The following is a 20,468-nucleotide window of genomic DNA, read 5'->3' as shown; positions in this document are numbered from 1 at the left end:
TATGGCAGGGAGCATACATATCATCCATAAAGTGATACTTGATATAGAAGTATCGCAGCGGGGCACTGCCCAAAAGGTGCAGGACGAGGCTGTGCGGTACTTTGAACAGGTGCTGCTCAAAAAGCTGGAGCAACTGCTGGATGATATGGATGTGCCTGCCCATGTTTTGATAGATAAGATCGATCTTGACCTGGGCTCCGGGAAACTGGAGGACGTTCTTGAACAATTGGAGGCGAGCTTATATAAAACACTTGAGCCGGTTATATACCCTGTAATATTGCCTGTTGGTAATGAACCTGATAATGAGATCACCTATTCATTGCTTACTGAAGAGCAGCAGGCTTTTAGTGTGTTTGCTCATTTTCTCAATACAGGCAGGCTCCCCTGGTACACCGGTGCCGCAACAGTATGGGTGCGAGACGAAAGTGCATGGTTAAGTCATTTAATTGCACTTTTAATAAACAACGGAACATACAGTACCAGGCTTACCGGTCTTCTTAAAAGTTCCCCGCTTGCATTGAGCAGGTTATTTAACCAGTTCGGCATCATATTTATTAAAAAGCTCGCCGCTATTTTATTGAAGATTGAAATCCAAACACTTCAAAAAGCTATAGATACAATTGTTGTTGAATTGCGGCGAATCATCATAGCTGAGTTAGCAAACGATGCCGAAGTTTTAAATATTAAAAACAGCGGTGAAGCTATTTCGGCAAGAGGTTTTGATAGTGATGCTATTGAAAAACTATTATTAATGCTTTGCCTGAGTACAGGCAGGGTTGAACCGGTGAATAATAATGATAGCGTTATCCTGAGAAAACTAACTGATTTAATCATCGGGGAATTAAAAGCATCAGCTTCCTTATCAAATAATCTTATTCAAATTGTTGAAAAGGCTATCAAATCAATAGAAAGCAGCTCTCCCCCGCAAAAAAATAAACCCATAGCAACACCGGATCATGTAGCCGAAACATCTGTGGAAAAACAGGAAGATACCGGCGGAATTTATGTAAACCAGGCTGGTTTGGTGATCCTGCACCCCTTTTTGGAGTATTTTTTTAAGGATTTCGGCTTGCTGCAGGATAACGATTTTGTTGATCTGCCCGCAAGGCAACTTGCCGTTCACCTGCTGCATTATCTGGGTACCGGTAATATAAACGCTTTTGAATATGATCTTTATTTTGAAAAATTTTTATGCCGCTGGCCTCTTGACGAGCCGTTAGCACGTGAAGTTGAAATACCGCAACGCATGCTTGATGAAGGCGACAATATGCTCCGCACCGTGATAAAATACTGGAAAGCATTAAAAAATACGTCGCCTGGCGGCTTGCGTGATGCATTTTTAATACGCAACGGGAAACTGATTGAAGCAGAACAGCCCGCCCGGCTTATTGTGGAGCGGATGGACCTGGATATCCTGCTTTCGTCATTGCCGTGGGGCATTGGCGTAATTAAACTGCTCTGGATGGATGAACCTTTTTACGTGGAATGGCAATGAAGACACCGCAAAAGGCAGCACCGGCAAATACCAAACAAAACCAGCCCGTAAACAAACAAGGGGCAGGGAAAGATCCTTTTTTCTCAGCCGCTCATGATGTTGAACAGGTGCAGGAAGCGCCCTTTTTTGAAGGGAACAAAGTTCAGCGGAAAATGACGGTGAATGAACCCGGCGATCATTTTGAACAACAGGCCGACCAGGTGGCAGACAAAGTTGTACAACATATCAATCAGCCTAAAACCGTAGCTAACTCTGCAACTGCTTCTACTCCTGTAAATGCTCCTGCCACTGCAACCAACTCCGCCGTACAAAAGAAAGAAGATAAAAAGGAGGATAAACAGGAGAAAGAACAAAACGGGGCCGATAAAGAATTGCAGCGCCGCCCGGTTTTTGAAAGCGATGGCGATCCAAACGAGGGCAATACGCTAAAACGCAGCAGCCAGTCGGCAGCGCCTGATGTATCGCCGCAAACCCAGCAAAAAATTGAAGGCAGCAAAGGTGGCGGTGAACCATTGCCTGCCAATACCCGCGAGGAAATGGAAGGTGCCATGGGCACTGATTTGAGCAGCGTACGGGTCCATAATAACAGCGAGGCTGCCGGTTTAAGTAATGATTTACAGGCCCAGGCTTTTACCCATGGTAATGATATTTATTTCGGGGCGGGTAAATATGATCCGCAGAGCCAATCGGGGCAGCATTTGCTGGCGCATGAGGTGGCGCATACCGTACAACAGGGTGGAAATGGTGTTAAAAAGAAAGGGGTTATTCAACGGGCGGAAACCGGCGTTGCAGAAAGTGGAAAAGCCAAGACGCACACCGGTGATGATAAAATTGACCAAACCAATAAAACTATAAAGGTTGAGAAAATAGATATTCCAGGTTTTAAATATGACATGATGCCATCTAAAACCGATTACTCGTTTAAAAAAACGACGAGAAGCGGGAAACATTTGGCTACCTGGGAAAAAGATGCAGCTACAGATGCCGGCTTTGGGAAAAAGTTTGATGACTTGAAAAAGGTTGAGTTACCCAATGGCGGGACATCTCCCGCGGGAAATAATACTTATTTCATGGTATCAAAAACCAATGTTACCGGGGGCATATTGTTTGGTAACCCCGATGAGATAAGGACCCGGTCGGTGAGGCCTAACTGGCGGCGTGCCGGGCAAATGCATGAGTTTGAAGTTGATCATAAAGTAGAGTTGCAAATTGGAGGGGCCGATAACGATATCGGCAACTTATGGCTTCTTTCCCAAAAAATTAACGGCTCGTCAGGCGGTACTATTCAGGCCAATATAAAAAGTGCTGTAGATGAAACTATTAAAGCCGAAAAAGCCAAGGACCCTGAAAAAGTAAAAGGTCTGTCGGTACAGGGCATTGTAGATAATTACAGTATCACCACTGCAAAGTTAAATAAAGCCGGATCGCCGGACAGTGTAGGCGACCAGGATAAATATTCGCTTTCTGAAATTCAGAAGGGAGAGCATCTCAACGGTATGCGCTTTTTAGTACCCGGCAAAGATGATAAGATTTTAAAAGAGCTTGTAGATACCAATACTGTACACCTGTTTTTGAATGAGAGGCGGAGCAAAGCTATCAAAATGCCTAAAAAAGGGCCTTTTAAACTTCAAAACTCAAAAAAGTATACTGCCAATATTGATTCTGTTACATATGACCCTAAAACAGATATTATGCAACAGGGTGGGGCAGGCAGCATAACAGTAACCATGTTTAAAACCAGTAAAACTGCCGACAAGATTACTGAAAGCTTTACATTAAATCCTATCCCGGGGGTGTACGGGGGATACGTTTCGAGACAAGACATTTTAGATAAATTACGTCCGCAGGTCAAGGCCTTAAGTCCTGTTCAACTCTCAGAGGCTGGTTTTAGTGATGATGGAGAGCTTGAAGCGAAAGGAAAAGTACACACAACCATACCGCTTATTGACAATGCGGATATTGATATTATCATAAACAGCAGCGGCTTAAGTATCCGGAAAGTTTTTGATGGTGGCGAGATCAAGCTTCCCTCTCCATTTAAAATTACAGATACTTCGCTCGGTATTACTTTGGGCGATTCGGGTTTGACGGTTGATGGTAACATGAACTTTGAGATCAAAAAACTTGGGAAAGGCGAAGTTCATGCAAAAGCGGGTACATCAGGGGCTTTCGCGCTGGGTGGTTCATTTGATTTCGACTCCAAAACTTTTAACCCGGCCCGTATCACGGTTGACTATGTTAAGCCCGGTGATGGCGGCGGCGGAGGTTTATCTGCTACCGGTGAGATAGGAATCGGCCCTAATAAGATAAAGGGAATCAAATCGGCCCATATTAATATAGCTTATGCAAACAATGAGTTTACAGCTTCAGGCACTGCCGAACCGGATATTAAAGGGGTAAAAAGTGCCGAGATCCACGTTAGTTACGCTAATGAAACCTTAGTTATAGGTGGCAGCTTCGTTCTTGATGAAAATATGCCGGGCATCCAAAGCGGGAGCGGTAATGTTGAGGTTACCCGTGGCCCGGATGAAATTTACCATGTAAAAGCCAGCGGTAAAGCGGTACCCAAAATTCCGAAGATCAATACCGAATTGTCCATTTCTTATGATGACGGCGCACTGACGATAGAGGGCAAGGCATCGTATGCTGCCGATAGGGTATCGGGCGAGGTAACCGTGGGGGCAACCAACCGGGCTATTGCTGCCGATGGTACGCCTTCGGGCCCCGCGGGGGATAAGTTTACCGCTTATGGATCGGGCAAATTAACCCTTAAAGTTACCGATTGGCTGCAGGCTTCCGCAAGTGTAAGGGTGACCCCGGCCGGTGAAATTGAAGTTGTAGGCCGTTTGGACTTGCCTTCGGCAGTTGACGTTTTTCCTAAAAAGAGCATCAATAAAGAACTTTTCAAAGTACCTACCATTCAGATCCCAATATTTGCTATCCCGCTTGGGCCAAAGAGCATAGGTATTGTGGCAACTATTGATGGCGGCCTTGATTTTGATGCTGCCGTAGGGCCGGGCCAACTCAAAGATGTTTTTGGACAGATAGAATTTAACCCTTCGCATCCCGAAAATACGCGGATAAGCGGCGGGGCAAAATTTGTGATCCCGGCACATGCGGGTTTAAAACTAAAAGCCGCATTGGGCATTGGTTTAAGTATTGGCCCTGCCAGTGTTACCGGTGGTATTCAGATAGTTGGGGGGCTGGGCCTTGAAGGAGAAGCAAGCGCCGCCGCCGACCTGGCTTGGTCGCCAACAACCGGTTTCGAGTTTAACGCCCTCGGTGAGATCGAGGTACACCCTAAGTTTACGTTTGATGTAAATGCATTCATTAAAGCCGAACTTGATCTGTTGGTTACCGATATTTCAAAAGAGTGGACCAAAAACCTGGCATCATTTAGCTACGGCCCTGATCTGCAGGTTAAGGTTTCCCTGCCAATCCATTATAAAGATGGCGAACCATTTGATGTGAAAACCGATGATATTAAAGTTACCTATCCTGAAATCAGCGTTACTGATATAGCAGGCGGGATAGCAGATAAAGTTAAAGAAGAAATATTATGAGCAACCAAAGCCAATTAACCGAACTGATAAACCTTGGCGCCATGCAGCAGCTGAATGGCAATTTTGACGCTGCCGAGGCTTATTATGCAAAAGCTGCCGATTTAAATGAGCCAAACGTTACCCTGCTCAATAACAGGGGAATGTTGTTTTATCAGCAAAATAAATTTGCCGAGGCGAAGCCGCTTTTTGAGCGTGCCTTAGAAATTGATAACCTAAATGCTTCGGCATGGCTCAATCTGGCTAATACCGAGGTTTTGCTGGGGCAGTATGACAGGGCTTTAAACGCTTTCAGGCAAACTATAACGCTTAAGGTCGATCAGTTTGAAGCCTGGGAAGGATTGGCTAAATTGTATATGCTATCGGCGGATATGGAAAGTGCCGAAACATGCTGGTTGAAGGCGGTTGAGCTTAATCCAACAAGTTTGAGTTTGTTGATGGGCCTGGCACAGGTTTACCTTTCAACCGGCAGGTATGATGAAGCTTTTGAAATGGCCGACTATGTTTTATCAGAGAACCCGCAAAACAGCCGGGCATTGCAAACAGCCGGGTTGGCCCAGCTGATGATAAAAAACTATGCGTCGGCTACCGGCTATCTGATCAGGTATTTGATGCTGTTTCCTGCCGATATTGCTGTGCGCAACCATCTCGCAGTTGCTTATTTGCAAAGCGGTCAGTTAAACGAGGGGGCTGCTGAGTACGAAAGGATCCTGGAATATGATCCCGAAAACGAGGAAATCAGGTTAAATACCGGTGTGCTTTGCCTCGGGCTTAATCGCTTTGACGATGCGTTGGCACACCTTGACTTGTTGCTTGAACAATACCCCGGAAATAAGAAAGGAAAACTTTATCTCGGTATAGCCCTGGCCAATTTAAATCAAAAGGATAAAGCAAAAAAGGTTTTTGAAGACCTGCTGAATGACCCCGGCGAGTGGGCCGCCCATGCCAAAAAACAATTGGATCTGTTAAACAATTTAAACTGAATTACCCATGAAATACATCCATAATACACGCCAGCCGCTTAGTCAAAAACAGGCAGACAAAGCAGATAAGCCTTTTTTTAGTGGCAGCCGCGAAAAAAGCAAGCAGGATGGTGATGCTTTTTTTCAGGCCAGGAAAATTGATGGTAACCAGGATAGTGCCCTTGAGCAGGAGGCCGATGCGGTAGCTCATAAGGTAACGATGGCACAGCAGGCGCCAGTTAATTCGTCACAGCGAATGGGACAAATGAGCGTTCAGAAAAAAGGCGCTGATGATGAAAAAGATGCCAAAGGAACCCAAAAGAAAGAGCAAAAGGACGAGAAGGAGGAGGGCAAGCCTCAGAAAAAAGACGAAAAGAAAGAAGAAGAGAAACCAACTCAAAAGAAAGAGGAGGATAAAAAAGATAAAGAGCCCCAGAAAAAAGAAGAGGATAAAAAGGATAAGGAAGGCGTTCAGAAAAAAGAGGAAGAGAAAAAAGATAAGGAGCCACAGAAGAAGGAAGAAGATAAGAAAGACAAGGAGCCGCAAAAAAAAGGTGAAGAAGATAAAAAGGACGAAGGCAAGCCGCAGAAAAAAGAAAAAGGTGAAGAAAAAGACGATAAAGCCGCCGCCCAAAAAAAGGAAGAGAAGGGTGGCAGCGTAGAGAAAACAGAAGGCAAACCTGAAGCCCCTGAAGCTAAGTTTGATAGATTACTGAATGAAAGTAAAGGCGGAGGCAGTCCATTACCGGCTAAAGTCCGTACACAGTTAGAGCACCAGATGAACGCCAACTTTGAGCAGGTGAAGATCCACACCGGGCAGCAGGCTGTGGAGCTTTGCAATCTTTCAAAGGCGCAGGCTTTTACGCATGGTAATGATATTTATTTTAACGCAGCTAAGTTTGATCCGGAAAGCACCGCGGGTATGAACCTGCTGGCGCACGAGTTAACCCATGTTGTACAGCAAAACGGTCCGCGTAAGTAATATGAATACTAATATTAAACAGTTAAAAGCGCTGATGCAGTATACGGCCGGGTGTATTGAGGCACGGCTGCAAACCGTATTTGGCAATGATGCAACTTATTTGCCGCCACTGTTGCCCCAACTGGAGCGAAACGGAAGCGTGCTTGAAAAAATAATTAACGATCATAGCCTGAGCAGCAATGAGGTTATTATATTGATGATGGCCCTGGCGCCACATTTACAGGTTGAGTTTTTTGACGAAATTATTCAACCGTATATGCGTGAATCTGGCGATTTCCAGCAGCTTGGTGGCGTTAGGAGCCGTAACGGGCGCAGTTTTCTGCCAACCGGCCAAACAGCGGTTTTTGTATTGGCAGGTAATGATGTAGAAAAGCGGCTGGAGATAGCCGAACTGTTCCATCACCATAGCACTTTTGCAATGCAACATATTTTATACCTGGAGGATGTGCCGGAGGGAGAGCCTGCCTTATCAGGCAGGTTGGTGCTGCAAGCGGAATATATTGAGCTTTTAATCAGCGGTACCGAATCTATCCCCAAATTAAGCATGAACTTCCCGGCACAACACCTGGAAACTACCTATAACTGGGATGATCTGGTATTGAACGATTCCACCCGCAGGCAAATTGCCGAACTGGAAAACTGGGTAAACTATCAGCAGGTATTAATGACCGACTGGGGGATGGAACGGAAGTTAAAACCGGGCTACCGGGCACTATTCCACGGCCCGCCGGGAACAGGGAAAACGCTTACGGCATCATTGCTCGGTAAATACACCGGTAAGCCGGTTTTCAGGATCGATCTGTCCATGATCGTATCCAAGTTTATTGGCGAGACGGAAAAAAACCTCTCCAAATTATTTGAAAAGGCGGATAATAAAAACTGGATCCTGTTTTTTGACGAAGCCGACGCACTTTTTGGCAAGCGGACCAACGTTAAAGACGCGCACGATAAATATGCCAACCAGGAAGCATCATACCTGCTGCAGCGCGTGGAGCAGCACAATGGCCTGGTAATACTCGCTACCAATTTTAAAAATAACATTGATGAGGCCTTTATGCGCCGGTTCCAGTCGGTTATTAACTTCCCGCTGCCTAATGCCGATGAACGCTATACCATCTGGCAAAAATCCTTTCCGCCCAAAGCCAACCTTAACGGGCATATTAACCTTGAGCAGATCTCGCGTAAGTATGAGCTCAGTGGTTCCGGGATCTTAAATGTGGTGCAGTTTGCCTGTTTGCAAATGCTGGCCCGCAAGGAAAGCCGCATCACATCCGAGCTGATATTGGAAGGTATCGAGCGGGAATACACTAAAGAGAACCGTGTTTGGTAATTATCATTTCTGGGTACTTATCGGCTATCCATAATCTGTACAACCGAATCCATGGTCTGTACATTGATTGGTTCAACAGGGTTAGGCATTTTTATGTTGGCCTGGATCCTATTTATATTTCAGCAATAAAGAAAATTTAGCTTCCTGCTTATTGATGCCATTTGCATAAAATTGAATAAATTTAGCAAATCATCGCCTATCACAATTCTGTGGCATTCACAGGAGATGATTTTGTTATGGTTTTGTCTGTAATTGTCTCTGAAGCAATAAAATGCCATGTGTATGCTTAAATATATATTGATATGTTTTATTGTTGTGATCGTTGCTTCAAACGCGTCCGGGCAAAAAAAGATGGACATTGCTACCATTAAACTAAGCCTCGGCAACCCCAAAAACAAAGCCGATACCAATACCATTAAACTCCAAATACAATTAGGCAGCTACTATCTCCATAAACCGGGCGATCATCAAGAAGTGCTTGACAGCGGCATCACCGCTTTTAATAAAGCCATACAAATGAGCGCTGCTATCCATTCGGCAAAATGGCTTAATGAGGCCACGATGCTTAAAGGGGCGTCATATATTAAACAAAATAACCTGGAGCGGGGCAAGTCCATTTTTATGGACGTAGTTAATTATTACCGTAAAATAGGCGACAAGTACCAGGAAGGCAAAACCTGGGCACGGTTGGGCGATGATATATCTATTGACATTGCAGCTGCCATCCCCGATAAAATAAATAGTTATGAGCAGGCCCATGCTTTATTCCAGCAAACAAATCATAAACTGGAAGAAGCAGACATGAACAAGAATGTAGCGGATATCCACCTCAACCAAAAGAAGCTTGATCTGGCCGAAACCGAACTACGCCAGGTGCTGGCGCAATACAAAGCAATAGGTTATAAAAAGCTGCATTATGCCTATTACTCCCTTGCCGAGATAAGCAAACAAAAGGTTGATCTGCATAACGAGCTTTTATATCGCCATGAGGTAATAAAAAGTATGAACGCTACGGCCGATACAGCTTTGGCCGATTTTTATTACGCCAAACTTGCATTGGTATATGCCGATCTGAATAAATATGACCAAAGCCTGATCTACATTCTTAAGTCGGCAGAGATCCTGAAAAGCAGGAAACAATATGAAGATTTTTATGGCTACCTGAGTCTTATTATTTATGATTTCATTAAGGCCAAAAAACCAAAGGAGGCTTTGGTATACCTGAAACAGGCCGTAATTGATGTGCCGCCGAAGATCCTTGCGCAAAAGGTTGACATGTATGAGGCATTTGGCAATATCTACGTTGCCCTGAAAGATTACCCGGAGGCCGAGCAATACTATCTTAAAATGATGGAAGTATATAAGGTTACTAACTTTAGTAAGGATTTTTATACCACCAACGAGCAAATGGTTACCGATTTTGTGCATTACAACGAAACCATGGCCGGCTTTTACCTGCTTATCCAACAGTATAAAAAGGCAGGCATTTATACCAAACAGATCTTGTCGCTGCCATCAAATGCTATCAGGCCTATCACCCTCACCAAGATCCATCGGATGCAGTTCCGGGTGGATTCGGCGTCGGGCAACTATGTGGCTGCCATAAAACATTTCGAGACCCATAAACGCCTTGATGATTCGCTGTTTAACGCCATCAAAAATAAGCAGATAGAGGAGCTTGATATCAGATATAAGACTAATGAGAACAAACAGTCGATAAGGTTTTTGCAGGAACAAAGTAAGAACCAGAAAGCTGAGCTTCAAAAGGTAAACATGCAGCGTAACATTACTTTTGGAGGTGTGGCTATGCTCATCATTATAGCGGGTTTGGCATTTAACGGTTACCGGCATAAGCAAAGGAGCAATCAACAATTACAGCTAAAACAAACGGAGATCAATGATCAGAACCTATCTTTACAAACCCTGCTTAACGAAAAGGATGGCCTGTTAGATGAAAAGGACTGGCTGTTAAAGGAGGTGCATCACCGGGTAAAAAACAACCTGCAAATTGTAATGAGCCTGCTTAATACACAATCGGCATTTTTGAAGAATAATGCAGCGCTTGCCGCCATTCGCGAAAGCCAGAACCGGGTGCAGGCCATAGCGCTCATTCATCAAAAGCTGTACAGCAATTCGGATGTGGCTTACATCGATATGTCGGTTTATATTAATGAGCTGATCAGTTACCTGGCCGATTGTTATAATCCTGGCGATAGGGGAATCCGTTTTGAGCAAATGATACAACCCGTAAAGCTTGATGTTGCCCAGGCCGTACCTGTTGGCCTGATACTAAATGAAGCTATTACAAACGCCATAAAATATGCCTTCCCAACGCGGCAGGGTGAAATAAAAATAGCCTTACAACTGGCCGAGGAAACTATTATACTTACCATAGCTGATAATGGAATAGGCTTGCCGCTTGATTTTGACATCCAAAAAGCAAGCTCATTGGGGATGGAGATGATGAAAGCATTAAGTAAACAGTTGGGCGGTTATTTTAAAATGGAGAATTACGGCGGCGCAGTAATTACCGTCGAGTTCAGGACTGAGAAGATGTTAAGCAATATTAAACGAAAAACTTTTGTAGCTAATTAAAATATGAACAAAAAAATATTAATAGTTGAGGATGAGTCGCTGGTGGCGTATGACCTGAAATTAATATTAACCCGTGCCGGTTATAAAGTTTGCGGCATTGCCGATTCTGTGGCCGAAGCACTGGAGATCATTGAGGAGCAAAAACCGGAAATGGTATTGCTTGATATATTTTTAAAGGGCAACCTGAATGGTATTGACCTTGCCAAGATCCTTACTTCAAAAAATATAGCATTTGTATACCTGTCGGCCAATTTCCAGGAAAGTATCCTGGAACGGGCAAAGGCCACGCAGCCATACGGCTTTTTGGTAAAGCCATTTCGCGAAAAAGAGTTACTGATAACCCTTGATGTGGCATTTTACCGCCATCAAAACAGCATTGAATCAAAACTGCGCCAGGAGCAGGCATTGGAGCAGGTATTTAAAAATATTGTTGCCGAGCCTATAAACTGGAAACAAAAACTGCTGAAAATAGCTATGAGCATCCAGCCGCATGTTCCGTTTGATTATTTAACCATTATCATGAAAAATGGCATGAGCTTTCCTGATAATGCCCTCTCGTTTTTGCGTACAGGGTTTGATGAATACCAGGTGATAGGCACGGATGAATTTGTAAACATCACAAAAACTAATAAGGCCCAACTGAAGCAAATGCAGGAAGACAGCCTGGTGGCTACAAACGCCGATTTTTATAATGCTGCTAATTTTGAAAAGGTGTGGCCGCAGTTTCCTGTTAAAAAGCTTATTGCCCAGGTTTTTAATATGCAATCGTTGTTAGCGCTACCTTTGCTCAGCTCAAAAGGCGATATGATCCATTTGTCGTTTTACAGCCGTAAAACTGATTGTTATACCAATGATCACTTGATCTTGTTAGATCGCCTGCACAGATCGTTATTGACGACGGTAGAAGCCATTATTCCATTTGATGTGCCCGAGCAATCAATAACCAGGGTTGATAAATCAATCCAAAATGAATTAAGCGGGAAAAGCAAAGCAGCCGGTTTTAAAGACATTATTGGCAAAAGCCACCAAATGCTTACTGTACTTGACCACATTGGTATAGTGGCACCGCTTGATACATCGGTATTGGTTTTGGGCGAAAGCGGGACCGGTAAAGAGCAGATAGCTAAAAGCATCCATTACCTGTCGCTCCGTAAAAATAAACCTTTGGTAGTGGTAAACTGCGCTTCTATGCCTGCCACATTGATTGAGTCCGAACTGTTCGGACACGAAAAAGGTGCTTTTACCGGCGCTGTTGAAAAGCGTACCGGAAAGTTCGAGCTGGCCGATGGGGGCACTATTTTCTTAGATGAGATAGGCGAAATGCCGGCCGAGCTGCAGGTTAAGCTGCTACGTGTTTTACAGGAGCAGGAGATTGAGCGGATAGGTGGTAGGGGCCCGATTAAGATCAATGTGCGCATAGTTGCGGCTACTAACCGAAATCTTGAAAAAGAAGTTGAAGAGGGCCGCTTCCGGCTCGACTTGTATTACAGGCTATTTGTGTTCCCCATCATAATACCACCTTTAAGGGAACGTAAGGATGATATCCCGGTATTAGCCAATCATTTTCTGGTGCGATACGCACAAAAGACCGGTAAAGCGATAACGGGCATCTCGCCAAACGTAATGGCCCAGTTGCTTGAATATCACTGGCCCGGCAATGTGCGCGAGCTGGAGCATTTTATTGAACGCAGTATCCTGTTAACGGATGGCCCTGTAATAAAAGATGCTTACCTGCCCAAGCTGCAGGGAAAAAAAGAAAACCCGGTTTATGCCGAAATAGCTACTGATAGATTAAAAACCATTGATGAGCATGCCCGCGACCATATTTTGGACGTGTTGAAACGCTGCAATGGTAAAATAAGCGGCAAGGACGGAGCAGCATCTAAATTAGGTTTGCCGCCATCAACCCTGCACTCAAAAATGCAAAAGCTGGGGATTAAAAAGTGGGAATAGGAATAAGGCCTAAAGTTGAAAGAAGCCTAAGGCAGAAAGTGAAAATCTTTCAGCCTTAGGCCTTTTGCTTTCAGCTCTAAAGGCGTGAGACCGGGATTGTTTACTTTTCTAAAGCCTGTTTAATGTCTTCAATTAAATAATGCGGGTCTTCCAGGCCAATATACATCCTGATCAATTGGTGATGGCTATTATCCGCTGAATATTCATCCTCACTAAATGACGCTATGGCGGGGACAGCGAGACTTTCATGCCCTCCCCAGGAAACAGCAAGGAGAATATGCTGCAGGCTGTTACAAAACTTTTCGATTTTGCTAAATGAGCTGTTTTTTAATGTAAGGCTAAATAATCCCCCGCAACCCTGCATTTGCCGGGTAACTAATTCGGCCTGTTTAAACTGTGGGCTAAAAGGCCAGATCACGTCCTGTACAGCCGGGTGGGTGGCAAGCCATTCGGTAATGATCCGGGTGCTTTCAAAGCTGCGCTGCAGGCGGAGCGGCAGCGTTCTTAACCCACGCAAAAGCAGCCATGCCGAATGGGGTGATAGCGCCGGGCCGGTATTCATAAACTCGTGCTCGAAGATTTTTTTAAGCGCGGCCTTGCTGCCTGTAAGCACACCTGCCACAACATCCGAGTGGCCGCCGATATATTTTGTAGCTGATTGTGCCACAAGGTCAACCCCCATGGATATTGGCTGTTGGTAAAGCGGGCTGCAGTAGCTGTTATCAATCATGGTTATGATACCTCTTGATTTGGCAAAAGCGGTTACTTTCCTGATATCCTGCAATTCGTAACAAAATGTATTAGGGCTTTCAAGGTAAATTAAGCGGGTTTGTGGAGTTGCGGCTTGTTCAAAATTTTCAAAAACTGTCCCGTCAATAAATGTGGTGGTGATGCCAAATTTGGGTAAAAAGTCTTTAAATAATTTGATTGTCCAGCTGTACAGGTTATCTACAGCAATAATATGATCCCCGGATTTCAATAGCGATAAAATGGGGACACTTATTGCGCTGATGCCACTGCTGAACAACAGGGCGTCCTCTGCGCCATCTAACGCGGCAAGCTTTTTTCTGAGTATAGTGAGTGTTGGGTTTTGCCCCCTTGAGTACAGGCTGCTTTCAAATTCATCATTCATCGCCTCCCTGAGCCTTGCAACATCTTTAAAACAGAAGTTGCTTGATTGCATAATTGGCGGCGAAACGGCGTTAAAATAATTTTCTCTTTCCTCCCCAAGTTCATTTAAAATAAATGACAAATCCATAATTAAAGTGTAGTAATAGGTTTTTGGCTTCGTTTTGTGATATAGTAAATAATAAGGCCTGCAATAAATGCACAGATGCATATTAAAGCAGCCTGCGGATTTTCAATAAAAATGCTGATAGTGACAAACCAATAAGTAGTAATAAATATGACAGGTATAACAGGGTACCACTTCATAATATAGATGCCGGTATTATTGAGCTGTTTGGTTTTTCGCCGTAAAATGAAGATCGTTATAGCTGCAGTTGAAAGGCCAACGGTATCAAAAAACATCACATAATTTAATATGGTTTGAAACGAATTGGCAAAAAACAGGACGACGAGCACCGCGCCCACAAAAAAGCTCAATCCAAACTCCTGTACCTGGGTTTGGCTGTTTACGCGTTTAAAACGGGCAGGTAATATACCGTCTTCAGCCATGGCATAATAAACACGTGGATTGGCCATAATATTAACGTTAACGAAAGCCAGTACCGAAACAAACATAAGCAGTGATACTATTTTATAACCTGCCGCGCCGAACAAAACCCCGGCAAGCGTTGCCGCAAGCGTTGTTTTTTGCTGAAGCCCGCTGATGCCTAAAACCGAATAATAGGCAAAGTTGATAAGCATGTATAATGATATCACGGTAGCTATTCCAAAAAATATAGCCTTGGGGATATTGATCTTCGGGTTTATAATATCGCCTCCAAAATTTATAGTTTGCTGATAACCGCCGTAGGTAAAAAATACAGCTACCAAGCTTAATCCGAACGCGCTTATATTGTTATTATTATGATAAGCGATAACTTCTTTAGTGGTATATATATTGCCCTTGAACACCGCAGCACACAAAATCAGGATCATGCCTATTTTAAAAAGCGTGAGCACGTTTTGAGTACGGGCACTCATTTTAATCCCCAGGTAATTGATAATATATAAAACGAGTACCGAAGTTATGGTCATGATTTTGATGCCTGTATCGTTTTGCAGGCTTTGCGGCATAATAACGGGGTTAATGTATTCTGCGCCTATAAGTGCTACGGCAGCAACCGAGGCTGCGTTGCTTATTACCAGCACCCAGTTAATCATAAAGGCAAAAGCCGGGTGAAAGCAATACGAAAAAACTTTGTAAAAACCGCCGGTGGTAGGGTAGCGGGCACCAATTTCGGCAAAGGTGAGCGCCCCGCACAGGCTTACCGCTCCTCCAAGCAGCCAGGCCCCGAAATATAAGAGGGGAGTGCCTGAACTTTTTGCTACCTCTGCCGGTGCCGCAAAAATGCCCATGCCTATTACAAGGCTCACAACAATCATTGAAAGATCAAAGCGGTTGAGTTTTGGCGTTATGCTCATGAAGTTTTAAAATACCAATTAACCAGGGAAAACACAAAATCTAAATTTAGCATTAATTTGTTAGCAATTGATATGATGAAAACTTTTATAAATAGATCTTCTATTTTGCCTTTTTTAATGATCTTACTGAAAATTTATAACCATTTTGAATGTTTTGTAACAAATTGTTGTTAAAAAGATTAAAAATGGAAGTCATAAGCTATATTTACCAGCCCGGTTTTAAAGGTTTACATTGCAAGGTTAAAATATTGGCAATTAGTAAAATAAACTTGCTGGTTTTTGATTGAAAAAGACAGAAAATTGAATTTTTAATAGAGGCACCTGGTTTTGACTAAATTGCCGGTTTAACATAGAACTGATAAGACTTTAAGACGTTGGGCATACTAAACCTTAAACCTGAATTTGAGAAACGATGATGAAAAAAAAGATATCCATTAAGGATATAGCTAAGCTTACCGATACGTCAATAACTACTGTTTCATTTGTTTTAAATGGCAAGGGCCGTATTAGCAAAGAAATCAGTAAAAAGATATTGGATGTGGCCCAGAAAAATGGTTACGAACCTAATCGCATGGCGGTTGGCTTGCGTACGGGTGTTTCAAAAGTTATCGGGCTGATTGTGGAGAGCATTGGCGGGCCATTTTTTGGAGAGATGGCAAAGGTGATAGAAGAAGAGGCCGAAAAAGACGGCTATCGCATAATATATTGCAGCACCAACAATAACCTGCAAAAGGGCAAGGATATGATCAGGATGCTAAGCCAGCAACTGGTTGATGGTTATATTATTACCCCAATGAAAGGGCTGGAAAAAGATATCCAGAACCTGGTTGATAATGAAAAGCCGGTAGTACTTATTGACGGATATTTCCCGGGGACAAATATTCCTCATGTGCTGGTTGATAATTATGCAAGCGCCTATAACGCGGTTGATTGTTTTGTAAGATCAGGGTATAAAAATATCGGGATGGTAACTGCCGACCTCGGGCTGATCCAGCTTAATGACCGGAGCCTGGGCTATAAAGCTGCTTTAAAGGATAATAACCTGAAAGATAACAGCAAGATGGTTTTAAAAGTTCCTTTTGATATGGACAAGAATGAAGGGGTTGAAGCCGTTAAAGCATTTATTGAAAAGCAAAAGCAAATGGATGCTGTTTTCTTTACCACCAATTATTTGGGTACTATGGGTTTACAGGCCATTAAAGATCTTAAACTCAGCATCCCCGAAGATCTGGCCGTGATCAGTTTTGATGACAATGAGGTGTTTAGCCTGTATCCGCCGGGTATTACTACCATACAGCAACCTACTTACGATATAGCAAAATCGGCAATTGATATTTTAATGGCGCAGATCAATACCCACAAACTTGATGCTTCAAAAATTGATCTTAAGATCCCGTCGAAACTGATTGAGCGGGGATCGACCTTAAAGAAGGCTACAGCGTAACCATAGTTTAGTATTGGTAAACAAATTTCCTTAAAATCATTTGGTAAAACGTTTTATTTAATTAGCTTTGAACATTGCTGCTACTTACCTGATAGTTAAAACCGGGTAGGCTTAGCAAGGGGCTACCCTCCACAATAGTTCAAATGCTTCATAGTTCTTTTTTGATAATATTGTTTAATTAATAAAACGCCTGTTGTTTGAAGAGCAACAGGCGTTTGTTTTTAAACAGGTTGAAAGGGATAGAACTATAAGAATATTACAAGGAATCTATTTTAATGATAAAACGTTTTATCTATATTTGAATGGTTTTAACTAATATCAATCGCAAAAACCAAAACTATTCATGAAAAAAATATTTATTTTCTCACTACTCTTAATTTCGGGCTTGTTCATGGGGGTGAATGCCCATGCGCAGGAAGTTTTTAAACAAAAGGGCTACCAGGTAACTTTTATCAGTAAGGATGCTGCATTTAGCTCGGATTTGAAAGACAGGCTGATCAAAACCTTTTTTGATGTGTATCCAAAACTTGCCAGGGAGTACAATAAAAAAACATCTAAAAAAGTAACGTTTGTCATCGATACTGCTTATGACGGTGTGGCCGCTACCGGGAATGACACCGTAGTATTCAGTGCAAAATACATGACCAAACATCCCGGCGATATTGACGTGGTTACCCACGAAGTAATGCATATTGTGCAGGCTTATGGTAACAGCGATGGCCCTGGTTGGTTAACCGAAGGAATTGCCGATTATGCGCGCTTTAAATTTGGCGTTGATAACGCCGGTGCCAAATGGGCATTACCCGCATTTAAATCGACCCAAAACTATGATAATGCATATCGTGTAACTGCCCGCTTTTTGGTATGGGCCGAAAAAAACGCAAAGCCCGGTCTTGTGAAAATACTTGATAAGCAATTGCGTGAGCATACTTTCACCAACGATAGCTGGAAAAACCTTACAGGTAAAACAGTTGACGAATTGTGGGCTGCTTACGCTTCAAATTCTGCTGTTTAAGCCGGTTTATTTACAGGTATCTGTAACAAATACCACGTGCTCCCATATTTAGCGGGCTGCTTTATATAAATTAGTTGCTATGTTGCAAAGGCGCTACGGCCAGTGACAGCGACGCAGAATTTCCTCATACACGAGAGGGAATAATGAATATACTTAAGATTACAATGAGAAGATTACTTACAGCATTATTAATAGGTACGGCCGTTTATAGCCAGGCTCAAAACAAAACAGAAAAGCTGGTTGATTATGTTAACCCTATTATAGGTACGCAACGTATGGGGCATACTTATCCGGGAGCAACGGTGCCATTTGGCATGGTGCAATTAAGCCCTGAAACTGATACCGCCAGTTATGAAAAGGACGGTCATTACAATCCGGATGTATATAAATACTGCGCAGGATATCAGTATGACGATAAAACGATAGTAGGCTTTAGCCACACGCATTTCAGTGGTACCGGCCACTCAGACCTGGGCGATTTTTTAATTATGCCAACTGTTGGGGCTTTGAAACTCAATCCAGGTGTGGCCGATAAACCAGGCAGCGGCTATCGTTCGGCATTTTCGCACCAAAACGAGGTTAGCGGGGCCAACTATTACAAGGTAAAGCTTGATGCCAGTAACATTACTGCCGAGCTAACCACCACGGCAAGGGTTGGTTTTCATCAGTATACTTTCCCCAAGTCGGATCAGTCGCACATTATACTCGACCTGATGGCCGGGATCTATAATTATCCCGACAAAAATGTATGGACTTACCTTAAGGTAGTTAACGATTCAACGGTTGTAGGCTACCGTCAAACCAATGGCTGGGCCCGCACACGTACTTTATACTTCGCTATGTCATTTTCAAAACCATTCTATCAGCATGGGTATAAAAAATACGACAAGCGCGAGGTGTACGGCGGTTTCTGGGGAAAATTCAATCAAACCAAAAACTTTCCTGAAATTGCAGGCAGGCAGATCCGCAGTTACTTCGACTTTAAAACTGAAGAAGGGGAGAAGATCAAAATTAAGTTTGCCATATCTCCGGTAAGTATGGACGGCGCATTGAACAATATGCGCGCTGAAGCACCGGGCTGGGATTTTGACAAGGTGAAGAACGATGGCCAGCAGCTTTGGGAAAACGAACTGCATAAAATTGAGATAGCCGGAAGTAAGGAAACCATGCAGAATTTCTATACTTCGATGTACCATACCATGATAAACCCTACGTTGTACATGGATGCCGATGGCCAGTACAAGGGGCTCGACCAAAATGCGCACAAGGCGGACGGGTTTACCAATTACACTACCTTTTCACTTTGGGATACTTACCGGGCATTACATCCGCTCTTCAATATCATCGAGCCAAAACGTAATACAGATATGATCCGGTCGATGTTAGCCCATTTTGATCAAAGCCCGGAGCATATGCTGCCGGTATGGTCAAACTCCGGTAACGAAAACTGGTGTATGAGCGGTTACCACAGCGTTGCCGTAATTGCTGATGCCGTAATAAAAGGTAACGTTAATTTTGATGCTAATAAAGCGCTTGATGCCTGTGTTGCTACAGCCCGCCATCGCGATTATGAAGGCATTGGCGAGTATATGGACAAAGGATATATTCCTGATGAAAAAAGCGGAGTGTCGGTATCTTCAACGCTTGAATATGCTTTTGACGACTGGGCTATAGCGCAACTGGCTAAAAAATTAAACAGGAATGATATTTACGAAGAATTCATCAAACGTTCTGAAAACTATAAAAATGTTTATGATCCTTCGGTTGGTTTCATGCGCCCTAAACTAATTAGCGGTAGCTTCCGGGCTAAGTTTGACCCGTTAAGCACCATTAACGAAGGCTTTATTGAAGGCAATAGCTGGAATTATACCTTATTTGCCCCCCAGGACCCTGAAGGTTTGATTAAACTCATGGGCGGCGACAAACGTTTTGTACGCTACCTGGATTCATTGTTCACCATGAACCTGCCCGATAAATACTTTGCTGAAACAGAAGATATTACCCGCGACGGTATCATCGGCAACTATGTGCACGGCAATGAGCCATCGCACCACGTAGCTTACCTGTACAACTGGACAAATAAACCATGGAAAACACAGGAGCGCGTACGCATGATTTTGCCAATGATGTACAAGCCAACCCCTGACGGTTTGGGCGGTAATGATGACACCGGGCAGATGAGCGCATGGTATATTTTTACATCGCTTGGTTTTTACCCGGTAGCGCCTGGCTCTGACCAATACTCAACCGGTAGTCCGGCTGTTGATCATGCAGTGATCAATCTGGATAATGGTAAGAAGTTTACCATCAATGTAAAAAATCAAAGCGCTAAAAATGTTTACGTACAAAAGATGGTATTAAATGGTAAGCCGCTTGATAAGTTGTTCATTAGTCACGATGAGATCATGAATGGCGGCGAGATCACTTTTTACATGAGTGCGAAGCACAAATAGAGATTGGTTTTGATTTCGGATTTCGGGTTTCCGATTTCGGAGTTAAAAAAGGGCTTTCCGCATTGGAAGGCCCTTTTTTATTTCAAATAT

General features: G+C 43.4%; 12 protein-coding genes. 10 read left to right on the top strand and 2 right to left on the bottom strand.

Annotated features, from left to right (window positions below; translation table 11 throughout):
• The first annotated feature begins 1 nt into the window (after position 1).
• From SNE26_RS13810 to SNE26_RS13780, 7 genes are all read left to right on the top strand, one after another.
• The gene (locus SNE26_RS13810) at positions 2-1,495 is read left to right on the top strand and encodes a contractile injection system tape measure protein (RefSeq protein ID WP_321559926.1); all 1,494 of its coding nucleotides are present in this window, start codon (positions 2-4) and stop codon (positions 1,493-1,495) included.
• On the top strand, positions 1,492-5,058 hold the full coding sequence (locus SNE26_RS13805) for a DUF4157 domain-containing protein (RefSeq protein ID WP_321559925.1): 3,567 nt from the start codon (positions 1,492-1,494) through the stop codon (positions 5,056-5,058). The genes SNE26_RS13810 and SNE26_RS13805 overlap by 4 nt, the downstream gene beginning before the upstream one ends.
• Positions 5,055-6,038, top strand: coding sequence for a tetratricopeptide repeat protein (locus tag SNE26_RS13800; RefSeq protein ID WP_321559924.1), 984 nt, complete (start codon positions 5,055-5,057; stop codon positions 6,036-6,038). Before SNE26_RS13805 ends, SNE26_RS13800 begins: the two co-directional genes overlap by 4 nt.
• A 7-nt stretch (positions 6,039-6,045) precedes the next feature.
• Entirely contained in the window at positions 6,046-6,999 is a 954-nt protein-coding gene (locus SNE26_RS13795; RefSeq protein ID WP_321559923.1) for a DUF4157 domain-containing protein, read from the top strand.
• A 1-nt stretch (position 7,000) separates the two neighbouring features.
• Positions 7,001-8,329 (top strand): ATP-binding protein, encoded by a 1,329-nt coding sequence (locus SNE26_RS13790; protein WP_321559922.1) that lies wholly within the window; start codon positions 7,001-7,003, stop codon positions 8,327-8,329.
• Positions 8,330-8,611: 282 nt separating this feature from the next.
• Positions 8,612-10,924, top strand: coding sequence for a sensor histidine kinase (locus SNE26_RS13785; protein WP_321559921.1), 2,313 nt, complete (start codon positions 8,612-8,614; stop codon positions 10,922-10,924).
• Positions 10,925-10,927: 3 nt separating this feature from the next.
• Entirely contained in the window at positions 10,928-12,877 is a 1,950-nt protein-coding gene (locus SNE26_RS13780) for a sigma 54-interacting transcriptional regulator (RefSeq protein WP_321559920.1), read from the top strand.
• Between the two features lie 100 nt (positions 12,878-12,977).
• Here the strand turns inward: SNE26_RS13780 and SNE26_RS13775 are convergent, their stop codons facing one another.
• Both SNE26_RS13775 and SNE26_RS13770 read right to left on the bottom strand, forming a co-directional pair.
• Entirely contained in the window at positions 12,978-14,135 is a 1,158-nt protein-coding gene (locus SNE26_RS13775) for an aminotransferase class I/II-fold pyridoxal phosphate-dependent enzyme (protein WP_321559919.1), read from the bottom strand.
• 2 nt (positions 14,136-14,137) lie between these two features.
• On the bottom strand, positions 14,138-15,466 hold the full coding sequence (locus tag SNE26_RS13770) for an amino acid permease (RefSeq protein WP_321559918.1): 1,329 nt from the start codon (positions 15,464-15,466) through the stop codon (positions 14,138-14,140).
• A gap of 412 nt (positions 15,467-15,878) precedes the next feature.
• Between SNE26_RS13770 and SNE26_RS13765 the strand changes: the two genes are divergently transcribed.
• The 3 genes from SNE26_RS13765 (at position 15,879) to SNE26_RS13755 (ending at position 20,378) form a co-directional block, all read left to right on the top strand.
• Complete coding sequence (locus SNE26_RS13765) at positions 15,879-16,910, top strand: substrate-binding domain-containing protein (protein WP_321559917.1); 1,032 nt, start codon at positions 15,879-15,881, stop codon at positions 16,908-16,910.
• A 343-nt stretch (positions 16,911-17,253) separates the two neighbouring features.
• Entirely contained in the window at positions 17,254-17,925 is a 672-nt protein-coding gene (locus tag SNE26_RS13760) for a basic secretory protein-like protein (RefSeq protein ID WP_321559916.1), read from the top strand.
• Between the two features lie 164 nt (positions 17,926-18,089).
• Complete coding sequence (locus SNE26_RS13755; RefSeq protein ID WP_321559915.1) at positions 18,090-20,378, top strand: GH92 family glycosyl hydrolase; 2,289 nt, start codon at positions 18,090-18,092, stop codon at positions 20,376-20,378.
• The last annotated feature ends 90 nt before the right edge of the window (positions 20,379-20,468 follow it).

Source organism: Mucilaginibacter sp. cycad4, from assembly GCF_034263275.1.
In the GTDB taxonomy this organism is placed as follows: Bacteria; Bacteroidota; Bacteroidia; order Sphingobacteriales; family Sphingobacteriaceae; genus Mucilaginibacter.
This window is presented reverse-complemented; position numbering and strand designations above follow the sequence as displayed.